The organism is Pseudothermotoga thermarum DSM 5069, assembly GCF_000217815.1.
In the GTDB taxonomy this organism is placed as follows: Bacteria; Thermotogota; Thermotogae; order Thermotogales; family DSM-5069; genus Pseudothermotoga; species Pseudothermotoga thermarum.
In genome coordinates this window covers 824,175-835,760 of record NC_015707.1, presented here as the reverse complement: position 1 = coordinate 835,760, position 11,586 = coordinate 824,175, and the positions used below count along the sequence as shown (strand labels likewise).

At 41.1% G+C, this 11,586-nt stretch carries 13 protein-coding genes and 3 tRNA genes; 4 read left to right on the top strand and 12 right to left on the bottom strand.

Translation table 11 applies throughout. The features are described from left to right. Positions 1–130: 130 nt before the first annotated feature. From rplL to THETH_RS04320, 11 genes are all read right to left on the bottom strand, one after another. On the bottom strand, positions 131–526 hold the full coding sequence (rplL, locus tag THETH_RS04370; protein WP_013932166.1) for a 50S ribosomal protein L7/L12: 396 nt from the start codon (positions 524–526) through the stop codon (positions 131–133). Positions 527–541: 15 nt separating this feature from the next. Then, a complete protein-coding gene (rplJ, locus tag THETH_RS04365; RefSeq protein ID WP_013932165.1) occupies positions 542–1,087 on the bottom strand; it encodes a 50S ribosomal protein L10 in 546 nt (181 codons plus the stop codon). 160 nt (positions 1,088–1,247) lie between these two features. After that, the gene (gene rplA / locus THETH_RS04360) at positions 1,248–1,964 is read right to left on the bottom strand and encodes a 50S ribosomal protein L1 (protein WP_013932164.1); all 717 of its coding nucleotides are present in this window, start codon (positions 1,962–1,964) and stop codon (positions 1,248–1,250) included. Positions 1,965–1,994: 30 nt separating this feature from the next. After that, positions 1,995–2,420: a 50S ribosomal protein L11 gene (gene rplK / locus THETH_RS04355; protein WP_013932163.1), complete on the bottom strand. Its 426-nt coding sequence runs from the start codon at positions 2,418–2,420 to the stop codon at positions 1,995–1,997. Positions 2,421–2,463: 43 nt separating this feature from the next. Then, on the bottom strand, positions 2,464–3,528 hold the full coding sequence (gene nusG, locus THETH_RS04350) for a transcription termination/antitermination protein NusG (protein ID WP_041446570.1): 1,065 nt from the start codon (positions 3,526–3,528) through the stop codon (positions 2,464–2,466). Between the two features lie 5 nt (positions 3,529–3,533). Then, a complete protein-coding gene (secE, locus tag THETH_RS04345; protein ID WP_013932161.1) occupies positions 3,534–3,731 on the bottom strand; it encodes a preprotein translocase subunit SecE in 198 nt (65 codons plus the stop codon). 30 nt (positions 3,732–3,761) lie between these two features. Further along, positions 3,762–3,837 (bottom strand) — tRNA-Trp (locus tag THETH_RS04340). Positions 3,838–3,842: 5 nt separating this feature from the next. Next, on the bottom strand, positions 3,843–3,989 hold the full coding sequence (rpmG, locus tag THETH_RS04335) for a 50S ribosomal protein L33 (RefSeq protein ID WP_013932160.1): 147 nt from the start codon (positions 3,987–3,989) through the stop codon (positions 3,843–3,845). Between the two features lie 17 nt (positions 3,990–4,006). After that, positions 4,007–4,093: transfer RNA gene (locus tag THETH_RS04330), tRNA-Tyr, on the bottom strand. A gap of 13 nt (positions 4,094–4,106) precedes the next feature. After that, positions 4,107–4,182: transfer RNA gene (locus THETH_RS04325), tRNA-Thr, on the bottom strand. Positions 4,183–4,307: 125 nt separating this feature from the next. Further along, positions 4,308–6,119 carry an aldehyde ferredoxin oxidoreductase family protein gene (locus tag THETH_RS04320; protein ID WP_041446396.1) on the bottom strand — a complete coding sequence of 604 codons (1,812 nt, stop codon included), beginning with the start codon at positions 6,117–6,119 and terminating at the stop codon, positions 4,308–4,310. 132 nt (positions 6,120–6,251) lie between these two features. On the opposite strand from THETH_RS04320, the gene THETH_RS04315 reads away from it, so the two are divergent. Next, positions 6,252–7,097 (top strand): glycine--tRNA ligase subunit alpha, encoded by an 846-nt coding sequence (locus tag THETH_RS04315; RefSeq protein ID WP_013932158.1) that lies wholly within the window; start codon positions 6,252–6,254, stop codon positions 7,095–7,097. After that, positions 7,094–9,112: a glycine--tRNA ligase subunit beta gene (gene glyS / locus THETH_RS04310; RefSeq protein ID WP_013932157.1), complete on the top strand. Its 2,019-nt coding sequence runs from the start codon at positions 7,094–7,096 to the stop codon at positions 9,110–9,112. The genes THETH_RS04315 and glyS overlap by 4 nt, the downstream gene beginning before the upstream one ends. Positions 9,113–9,125: 13 nt before the next feature. On the opposite strand, the gene guaB is transcribed toward glyS, so the two are convergent. Further along, on the bottom strand, positions 9,126–10,589 hold the full coding sequence (guaB, locus tag THETH_RS04305) for an IMP dehydrogenase (RefSeq protein ID WP_013932156.1): 1,464 nt from the start codon (positions 10,587–10,589) through the stop codon (positions 9,126–9,128). 80 nt (positions 10,590–10,669) lie between these two features. Between guaB and THETH_RS04300 the strand changes: the two genes are divergently transcribed. Both THETH_RS04300 and tmk read left to right on the top strand, forming a co-directional pair. Continuing rightward, positions 10,670–10,939 (top strand): acylphosphatase, encoded by a 270-nt coding sequence (locus THETH_RS04300; RefSeq protein ID WP_013932155.1) that lies wholly within the window; start codon positions 10,670–10,672, stop codon positions 10,937–10,939. A gap of 15 nt (positions 10,940–10,954) precedes the next feature. Next, positions 10,955–11,560, top strand: coding sequence for a dTMP kinase (gene tmk, locus THETH_RS04295; protein WP_013932154.1), 606 nt, complete (start codon positions 10,955–10,957; stop codon positions 11,558–11,560). Positions 11,561–11,586 lie beyond the last annotated feature (26 nt).

Here is an 11,586-nt window from a genome sequence, read left to right as displayed (position 1 = left end):
GCCAGAAGGAGCTCCTCGTGAGAGTACAAATGTAGGGTCACTTTATTATAATAACACAGAAAAACCTATACCAGCACAGCTGGTATAGGTTTTGATACACATCCTTTCCAAGGTAGAAAAAACATTTACATTATTTCAATATAACTTCAGCGCCTGCTTCTTCAAGCTTTTTCTTTATCTCCTCTGCTTCGTTCTTTGGAACTCCTGACTTAACTATCGCATCTGGACTTCCAGCTTTTTCAACCAAATCTTTTGCCTCTTTCAAACCAAGACCAGTTATTTCTCTTACAACTTTTATAACTCCAACTTTGTTTGCACCGAAGCTCTTGAGTATGACGTCAAATTCTGTCTTTTCCTCGGCTTTAGCCTCAGGTGCAGCCGTAGCCGCCGCGGGACCAGCAACCGCTGCCACTGCAACCGGAGCAGCTGCGGTGACACCAAATTTCTCCTCAAGAGCCTTAACAAGCTGAGCAAGTTCCGCTACTGTCAATTTTTCAATAGCTTCCACAATCTGTTCAATCGTCATTTCTTCACACCTCCATTAAGAATGAGATTTCTTTTCCTCTATTGCTTTCAAAGCATACAAAAGTTTTCTCATCGTTCCACTCAACACATAAACCAAACCAGAAATAGGTGCTTGCAATCTTCCAACAACCATAGCGTAAAGCTCTTTCTTGCTTGGCAAATTAGCTAGTTCTGGTACTTGATCGCCTGTGAACGGTTTCCTTTCCAAGAATCCTCCTTTGAAAATTCCTTCCTGTTTTCTTTCTTTAGCAAAGTTGTTCATAATTCTTATGGCTTCGATTGGATCGTCACTTTTCACGTACACAACCGCAGTTGGACCAAATAGGTATGAACCAAATGATTTTTCATCGTATCCCGCGTTTTTTAAGGCAATGCGTGCGAGTGTGTTCTTGACCACTCTAAGTTTTGCGGCATTCTCGTATTTTGCGTAAATTTTTCGTCTTATTTCACGCATCGTCGCGACGTTGAAACCAGCAAAACTGATAAATAAGATCAGCGACGATGCTGCAAAATCGTTGGTTAACTCTTCTACCAACTGCTTTTTCTGCTCCTTTGTTAGCATCCTACACCTCCTTTCAAAAGAAAAGGGTCTCTTTTTCAAACCGAGACCCCGCACCACAAAGTGCTTCTAATACTGCCTCTGTAGGCGGGGTTTTTAAAAAACCCTCATTAACAAAACCTACTTTCTCAGGCTTTCTGTTATTAACTTTTTCATTGTACTATTAAGCCGCCTTGCTAATTGCGGCGTTCAAATCCGCCAAATCCAATTTTATTCCAACTCCCATGGTCGATGAAATGGTTGCTTTCTTTATGAACTGTCCCTTAACTCCAGAAGGTCTCATCGAAAGAATCTGAGAATAAGCTGCTATTATGTTTTCCTTTAGTTTAGAATCATCAAAGGATTTTTTACCAACTGGAAGATGAATACATCCAGTTTTATCATTCCTGATTTCTATCCTACCAGCCTTGAACTCTTTAACGGTTGCCTCTATATCGTTCGTTACCGTTCCAGATTTTGGTGACGGCATCAAACCCTTCGGACCCAGAATTTTTCCAAGTTTACCGATCACCTTCATCATATCGGGTGTGGCAATTGCCACATCAAAATCTGTGAAGTTTTCGTTGGCAATTTTTTCAACAAGTTCTTCGCCGCCAACATAATCAGCACCAGCTCTTTTTGCTTCCTCTGCTTTTTCACCCTTTGCAAAGACCAAAACTCTAACTGGTTTACCCGTACCGTGCGGTAACACTATGGTACCACGAACCTGTTGTTCTGTTTTCTTTGGATCAATGTTTGTAACTAAATGAAGCTCTATTGTTTCATCAAATTTTGCAGTCGCAGTTTCCTTCACGAGCTTTATGGCCTCATCCAGTTTATAGTATTTGTTTCTATCAACTTTTTTCCTGATCTCCTCGTACCTTTTGGAGTGTTTCGGCATTGTGCCTCCTCCTCTCAGAAGCTGAAATCCTTAGTCTACGATTTCTATGCCCATACTTTTTGCAGTACCTTCAATTATCCTCATTGCTGCTTCCAAATCATTTGCCGTTAAATCAGGCATCTTTATTTTTGCTATTTCTTCTATTTGCTTTCTGGTAACCTTACCAACGGTTTTTCTCTTCGTTTCACCAGACCCCTTTTCAATACCCGCAGCTTTCTTCAGCAAAAATGATGCCGGCGGGGTTTTTACAACAAACGTGAATGAACGATCTTCATAGACTGTGACTATGACAGGCAAGATCATTCCGGCTTTGTCAGCTGTTTCTGCGTTGAATCTTTTGCAAAATTCCATTATGTTTACTCCACGCTGACCTAAAGCTGGTCCAACTGGTGGTGCTGGTGTAGCTTTACCAGCTGGAAGCTGTAACCTAACCTCAGCTACCACTTTCTTCGCCATCTTGAACTAACCTCCTTGTGTGGTATGGGAAAGCCCCTCCCACTTACGTTATTTTCTCAACTTCAGATGTTTTGACAACAACCGGTGTTTCTCTTCCAAATATGGTAACAGCAACTTTCAGCTCTTGTTTCTCGGGATCAACTTCTCTAACAACACCAGCAAAATCTTCGAATGGACCAGAAATTATTTTCACCACATCTCCAACTTGGAAATCGATTTCGACCTTGGAAGGTTTAGCACGTTCTTCATAGGATTCCAAACCTGCTAATCTTAAAATAGCTCTAACTTCCTTAGGTTTGAGTTCCAAAGGCTGTCCACCCGATGAAACAAAGTCGATGATGTTAGGTACAGATCTGGCAAATTGCCAAGTTTCGTCGTTCATTATCATTTCAACAAATATATAACCTGGAAAAAGCCTTCTTCGTTGAGTTTTTGCAATCCTTATTTCTTTTCTGGTACCAAGGTCTGCTATTTCAACTCTTCCGCTTGATGGAGCGTAAATTTTCCTACCCTCAGCAAGAAGCTCACCATTTCTAACGTGTTTTCCTTTATAAACCTTTTCGCTATCAAAAACTTGAATTGGGATGTGATAAACATCTATTTCACCGTTTTCCTGCTGAATTTCAACCCTTTTTACTCGTTCATTTTCAACAATTTTTCCATCTATCTCAGAAATAACTTCTAAATCCTTGGTTAAGGGCATGCCTTGACGTATTCTAGCGCCAACTTTTATTCCGCTTTCGAGTTTTGAACCTTCCGGAAGATAATAAGTCTTCGAATACTTTTTGTCTATCGTTTCAATTGTGACTTTTCGATAGTTTCTCACGGAAACTATGGTTCCACTGTGTCTGGCATGAATTGGCGGTTCTTCAGCAAGTAAGTCTCCTTTGTTAACGTCAGAACCATTTTTCACATAAAGTTTGGCGTTTGGCGAAACAGTGATTCGCTTAAGCGATTTTGACGTGGCATCAATTATAACTTCCTCTGGGATCACGATCCTACCAAACAATCTTTCTGCTTTCGCAGACTTTATTTTAGCTTCGAGATGTTCCTTTGCCGCTTGTTCTAAACCTGCCATTGTCCAAAGCACGTACCACTTTTTTCTCACGGCTATCACCTTATGCCAAGTGCAGTTAAAAGAGCTCTTATCGCTCCTGATAGCAGCAAATCAAGTACAAAAAAATAAACTCCCATTACAAGGAGGATAACTAAAACAACCGACGTGGAAGTAACGAGCTCCTTCCTGGTGGGCCATTTTGTTTTTTTCGCTTCAGCGAATACTTCTCGGAAAAATTTCTTGATCTTCTCCATTGTTTATTCCCTCCGCGATTTTAAACAAATTGGCAGGGCCGGCAGGACTCGAACCCGCAACCCCCGATTTTGGAGACCGGTGCTCTACCAATTGAGCTACGGCCCTGCGCGTTATTTCACTTCGTTATGAACAGTATGTTTGTTGCAAAACGGGCAATATTTCCTAAGGCTTAACTTCACTTTCGAGTTTTTGTTTTTGTCTTTGTAGTAATTCCTTCTGCCGCATTCAGAGCATTTCAAAGCAACTTTGATTTTCACAGTTTACACCTCTCTTCTGGTGGTGAGGGGAGGATTTGAACCTCCGTAGGCGTTCCGCCAGCGGATTTACAGTCCGCCCCCTTTGGCCGCTCGGGCACCTCACCACTTTAATTATGCTGGAGCCAGCGAAGGGACTCGAACCCCCAACCTGCTGATTACAAGTCAGCCGCTCTGCCGATTGAGCTACGCTGGCCCACAGCCTCAAAAATTATACGCTACCAAGAAGCGAATGTCAATAACCCTATAACCAATCGGCAGAGAAAAAGATACAATACTCTTTTCTACGCTGAGTTAAGCTCATGTTACTTCCTCGAAAACTCAAAGATATTTTTCGATTTCAGGTATTACGAAATCCAACTTTTGCATTTGAAGGGTTTGTTTCGTTGGAATGCCACGTTCATTCCAACCTCTTATTTTGTAATACTCACCAAGCAATTTGTCGTATTCTGCTTTATCCAACTTTTTACCCTCAACATCCAACGTGAACCATCTTTCCGGCGGATAATCCATCTTCCTGTCCCAGTTTCCTTTGTATTCTCTGACCCAGTAGCATCTGATCAAAGAATATACCCTGTCTGCTGCGTTGTAAATATCCTCCATCGAATAATTCCAACCAGTTATGGCATTGAGTATTTTCACATACCAATCTAGCTCAAGCCCCAATTCCACCCAAGGAAGTCTGCAGGCAGTTAGCATTTCAAAAAGCCCACCACGTATTCTCTGAAGTTCGACGACCTTCAAAGCTTTTTGTGGAGAGTAACTTATCTCATACTTACTTTCAGAAGATTCCTCCAATGGTGATGTACCAATCTCCCAAGCTATCACCCAAGCATCCTTGTGATGAGCTCCAATACAACAAGTGGCGTACGCAAGGGCCATGGCTGGGTAAATGTAACAATTGTAAGCGGAAACTTCAAGACCTTTTACGTGCATCGCCAAATCCTGCAAATTCAACTTTTCAGAAGCTATTTTCACACCGTCGGCAAGAATATCTGCCAATTCATCTTTCCTGTAGGCTATCCTCGTGACCAAGTCAATTGTTTTTTCGTAGTCGCCGAATTTTGGAGCATCCTTTATGTATCCCTTTTCAGCAGCCTCCATAGCGAAAGCCAAAACTGCTCCAAGCGAAATTGTATCCATGCCATACTGATCCGCCAATCTATTGACAACAGCCACTTGATTCAAGAATGGTATACCAATATTCGGACCCAACATTGCGACATTTTCATAGTCGAGTTCGCTTTCTTTTCCTTCTTTGTCTAGAACGATGTTGCCACAAATCATGTTGCAGTTTGGACAACCGCGTTTTTTAACTTTCATTGCCTCCATCGCATATCCATCGACAGTTCTTGAGTATTCAAACTTCGTTTGGAGGAAATTGCGAACAGGCAAAGCTTTATTTTTGTTAGCCCATTCCAAAGTTGCCATTGTACCTTGTCTCATCCAAAATTGATAGCCCGCAAGTTTTGGTATCCTTAGGAAAACTTCTTGCGTAAGTTTATCGAAAGCAGGCTTGTCTGCAACAGGAACCTCCTTGGTTCCCTTTATCACTATGGCTTTGAGTTTCTTACTTCCCATAACGGCACCTATACCAGGTCTACCACCTGCTCTACCTTCTTGGGAAATAACAACGGCAAAGCGCACCAAGTTTTCTCCCGCTGGTCCTATGGAAAGAACTCCAACATTTTCACCGTAAATTTGTTTAAGTCTTCGTTCTGTTTCAAAGGTGTCAAGCCCCCAAAGCCCTTCTGCGCTTAGAATGCTTACGTTATCATCTTCTATATAAAGATAAACTGGTTTTTCCGAAGCTCCCTCGATAATCAAAGCCATGTACCCAGCTTTTCTCAGATGAACAGATGCCAAAGTCCCTATGTTTCCATCCCCATATCCACCTGTTAAAGGACTTTTAGCTGCAAGAACTAGCTTTCCACCACTGGGAGTTCTCAAACCGTTGAAGGGACCAGCTGCGATTACCAATTTGTTTTCAGCTGAAAGTGGATCGACATCCTTGACCTCATCCCAAAGTATCTTTGCGGCCAATCCCCTACCACCTATAAAAAGCTTCAACACATCCTCAGCAACAGGTTCTACAGTTACCTTTCGATTATTCAGATTAACCCTTAAAATCAACGTTGACCCCTCCTTGTTGAATGCTTTCAAAATAAAGTATAACAAAAAGTTTTTCGTAAAAGATTACTTTTAAACTATGTGCGGGTGGCGTTTTAGAATGTATAATTTCTTAAAGAATGGAGGTGTTTAAAAATGTACCTACAGGAGATCATCCAAAGACTTAACGATTATTGGGCAAAAGTTGGATGCATGATCGATCAACCGTACGATTTAGAAGTTGGTGCAGGAACGTTTCATCCAGCGACTTTTTTCGGTTGTCTCAGAAAAGGTCCATGGATGGTGGCATACGTTCAACCAAGTAGAAGACCGACAGATGGTCGATACGGTGAAAATCCTAATCGTCTTCAGAGGTATTTCCAATACCAAGTCATAATAAAACCTTCTCCCGAGGATTCCCAGCGACTGTATCTTGATTCACTCAAAGCTTTGAACATTGATTTGAGCGAGCACGATGTGAGGTTCATCGAGGATAACTGGGAATCACCGACTCTTGGAGCATGGGGGGTTGGTTGGGAAGTTTGGCTGGATGGTATGGAGATAACTCAATTTACGTATTTCCAGCAAATTGGTGGGATAACCTTGAAAGAAATACCTCTTGAAATCACATACGGGCTTGAAAGAATAGCGATGTACCTGCAAGGAAAAAACAACATTTTTGACGTGATGTGGAACGAAAAAATCAGTTACGGAGAACTTTACCTTGAAAATGAAAGGCAGTTTTCAAAGTACAACTTCGAGATGTCCGATCCTCAAAAGTTGTTTACACTTTACGATCTTTACGCCGCCGAATTTGAATCCCAAATTCAGGCGAACAACTTTCTTGTTGCATACGACTACATGGTGAAATGTTCACATGTGTTTAACTTGTTGGACGCAAGAGGTGCTATAAGTGTTGCGCAAAGGCAGCAATACATAAGATCAATAAGATCTATGGCAAAAAGGTGCGCTGAAGCATTTCAAGGAGGAATCAAATCATGAGCAGGCACATGGCATTGCTGGAAATAGGTGTGGAGGAAATGCCGGCAAGTGAAATTGAAAATCTTTTACAACAGCTTTCAAGCTTATCTCAGCAGAAGTTGAAAGAAGAACGTTTAACATTCTCTAACATTCGATGCTATGCAACAAATCGTAGATTTGCGATCATCATCGAGGATTTAGCGGAAAAACAAGAAAAAGTGCTTGTTCAAAAACGTGGTCCTTCGGAAAGTGTAGCATATTCACAAGGTCAACCAACCCAAGCTTTAATCGGTTTTCTAAAGGCAAACAACGCCACTGAAAAAGATGTACTAATCAAAGATGGTTACGTCTACCTTTGTAAAGAAATCGAAGGCCAATCAACTGAGGCTATTTTACCGAAAATCTTTAAAGATATCCTGTCCAACCTCAATTTTTCAAAACCAATGAGATGGGGCGATGGCTCTTTTGAATTCGTTCGACCTGTTAAATGGGTTGTAGCACTTTACGATGAAAAGGTGTTACCCTTACAAATTTTTGGAAAAACGGCATCCAACGCCACACGAGCACATCCATACTTTGACAGATTTGTGCAAATAACCCATCCAGCTGACTATGTGAATCTTCTAAGGGAAAATTTCGTTTTGGTCGACGAAAACGAGAGAATTGAAAAAATAAAACAACAAATAGAAGAAATCGAGAGAACGCACCAATTAACCTGCGACAAAGACGAGGCTTTGATTAAGGAAATATCAAAGATCGCTGAATATCCCATTGCTATCGTTGGCCAATTTGATGAAAAATACCTAAGTCTACCGGAAGAATTGATAACTGTAACAATCAAGCATCATTTGAGAGCTTTTACAACCTACAAGGATGGCAAAATTTCGTCGATTTTTGTTGCATTTGCTGACAGACCTGGTGGAAATATGACAAAAGTTGTAGAAGGTTACAAAAACGTTGTTAACGCTCGCTTGGAGGATGCCAGATACTACTTTGAAATTGACATTAAAAAAGATTTTGAATACTTCAACAACAAACTCAAAGGAATGGTCTTTCAAAAAGAATTGGGGACATTGTACGATAAAGTTGAAAGAATTGTGAAACTATCGGAGTACATTTGCGAAAAGGTAAAATTGCAGCATTTGAAAGAGCCTATTGTGCGTGCAGCGAAACTGTCAAAGTTTGACATTGCCAGTCATGTCGTTTTTGAATTTCCAGAACTTCAAGGAACAATGGGAAGAATCTATGCACTTATGAAGGGAGAAAGCAAAGAGATTGCCATGGCCATAGAAGAACAATATTCCTTGAGGCCAAAAACCACGATAGCTGGCGTGATTGGCTTGGCTGATAGGGTGGACACAATCGTTGGAAACATTTGCATAGGTAACATACCATCAGGGTCAAAGGATCCATTTGGTTTAAGGTCAAAAGCCGAAACCATTTATTGGTTGATAGAATTCAACAGATGGGATTTAAACCTGAAAGATCTGCTGAATTATTCGTGCGAACTTCTTTCCATAAGTTGTACCAGCAATTCATTTGAGGAATTCTTTTCCTTGAGATTTTATTCCTACATGGTTAACAACGGCGTGAGATACGATGTGGCAAGGGCTGTTAACCATCTCTGGACAACTCCATTGAGAGGAATTTTGGCTGCAAATGCTATAATGAACATCGTTGATAGGAAAGATTTCACAGACTTGGCGATAGCTTTTGAAAGGGTTCACAACATAACCAAGAATCACACCAGTAGACATTACGATGGGGCGCTTTTCACAGAGGATGCGGAAAGAGAACTTTTAAACAACTTCTTGAAGGCAAAAAGCGAAGTAACAAAGTTTTTGGAAAAGCTTGACTATGATAAAGCGTTGCAAAGTCTTATAGCTCTCAAACCTTACATTGACAAGTACTTCGATGATGTTTTTGTCATGGTGGATCGAGAAGATATTAGACAAAATAGGCTCGGTTTTCTAAAAAATATAGATGATTTGTTTATGTTGCTTGGAGATCTTTCACAACTTGTGAAAACCCAATGAGGGCAAATAGCCCTCATTGGGTTGAAAAACTCCAGTAGTTAGGAGCTTCTTTTATTATTATCACATCGTGTGGATGACTTTCTCTAACTCCAGCTGGCGTGACTTTCACAAAAACTGCTTTTGATCTGAGTTCTTCAAGGTTTGCTGCTCCAACGTAACCCATGCCAGCCTTCAAACCTCCGACCAACTGATAAACCACATCTTTCACCGTGCCTTTGTAAGGAACCATTCCCTCAACGCCTTCGGGAACAAATTTGTTGCCATTTGCGTTTTGGAAATATCTATCAGCACTACCTTTTTTCATAGCAGCCTCACTTCCCATACCTCTGTACGCTTTGTACTTTCTACCTTGGTAAAGTATGCTTTCTCCAGGCGCTTCCTCTGTTCCAGCAAAAAGACTTCCTATCATAACGGAATCTGCACCAGCAGCCAAAGCTTTCACAATGTCCCCAGAATACCTTATTCCTCCGTCGGCAATCAAAGTAACACCTTTTTTTCTCGTTACCTTTGCACAGTTCATTATTGCGGTCAGTTGTGGGACACCAACACCAGCCACCACTCTGGTGGTACAAATGGATCCAGGTCCAACACCGACTTTCACACAATCAGCACCAGCTTCTATCAAAGCAAGAGCACCTTCGGCGGTTGCCACGTTGCCAGCAACCACATAAAGATTTGGAAAACAAGCTTTGATCTTCTTAACCGTATCAATAACTCTTTTTGAATGTCCATGAGCTGTATCCACAACTACGAAATCCACCTGCGCATTGTAAAGCGCTTGAACCCTTTCTAAAGTGTCCTCTCCTGTTCCAACCGCTGCTCCAACGATCAATCTACCTTTGGAGTCTCTAGCGGCATTTGGATGTTCAATTACGCTCATTATATCTTTTATCGTTATCAATCCAACGAGTTTGTTGCTATCGTCAACAAGTGGAAGCTTCTCAATTTTATTTCTATGGAGAATTTCCTTAGCTTCATCGAGAGATATAGAGGGAGGAGCCACTATAAGTTGAGATCTTGGCGTCATCAATTCTTTAACAGGTCTTGTGAGATCTTTCTCAAAACGCACATCCCTATTCGTTATCAAACCAAGTAGTTTTCCATCCTCGTCGATAACAGGTAATCCTCCTATTCTGTAAGTCGCCATAAGTTCGAGTGCTTTTTCAATTGTATCCTCAGGACCTATCGTAACAGGATCATATATAACTCCATTCTCCGTTCTTTTCACAACCGAAACTTGACGAGCTTGTTCCTCTATCGACATGTTCCTGTGAATTACTCCAACTCCCCCTTCTCGAGCAAGTGCTTTTGCAAGTTCAGCTTCGGTGACGGTATCCATAGCAGCACTCACTATAGGTATGTTTATCCAAATGTCTCCAACCAATCTCGTTTTCACATCAACCTGAGTTGGTAAGATCTCGCTGTATTGTGGTACAAGCAATACATCATCAAAGGTTAATCCTTCTTCGAAATTCACGCTGACCACCTCCACTCCACAGGCTTTTTAAAATATGGTATCATGTTTTCGAGAATTGTTGTACAGGGGTGACCACCCCAATGGAGGCTGTTTTTCTGAAGATATACGGTCATGTTCAAGGGGTTGGCTTCAGGTACTTCACTTATCGTATAGCACACAGGTTAGGCGTAAAAGGGTATGTGAGAAACGCCGAAGATGGGACTGTTGAAATTCACGCTGAAGGCGACAAATCGAGCTTGGAACAGTTTGTGAAAGAAGTTTCTCGCGGTCCAAGCAGCGCAATAATTACAAAGGTTGAATGTAATCCCACAACATATCAAGGCTTTGAGGATTTTACAATAACTCGTTAAAAGGATCCCGATTCTATGTTTATAAGTTTTGAAGGAATCGACGGGAGCGGAAAAGGAACACAGATAAAGCTTTTTGCGGAATACCTTCAAAAAAAGGGGATTGACTTTGTTATCGTTCGTGAACCTGGTGGCACTGAGGTTGGGGAGCTCATAAGAAGTTTACTTCTTAACAGCGATTTAAAGATATATCCAAGAACAGAACTACTTTTGTTTCTTGCAAGTCGTGCGCAAATTGTTGATGAAGTAATTTTACCAGCTTTGAGGGCAGGAAAAACCGTGATCTCAGATAGATTCATAGACTCAAGTGTTGCATACCAAGGAGTTGGTAGGGGTATTGGGTTTGAATTGGTTGAAGAACTCAATCGATTTGCCACTTCTGATGTAAAACCTGATTTGACATTTTATCTTGATATAACTCCCGAAACGTCGTTGAAACGCAAGATGATTAAAGATAGGATGGAGAAAAATGGGATAGAATTTTTAAATAAAGTTAGAGAAGCATATCTAATGATAGCACAAAAAGAACCTAATAGAGTTGTTGTGATAAATGGTGAGAGAAATATCGATGAAATACACGCTGAAATCGTTGAAATATTTGAAAAACGTTCAAAAAGCCTTTAAGCATCTAGTCAATTTAAACAGAGGTG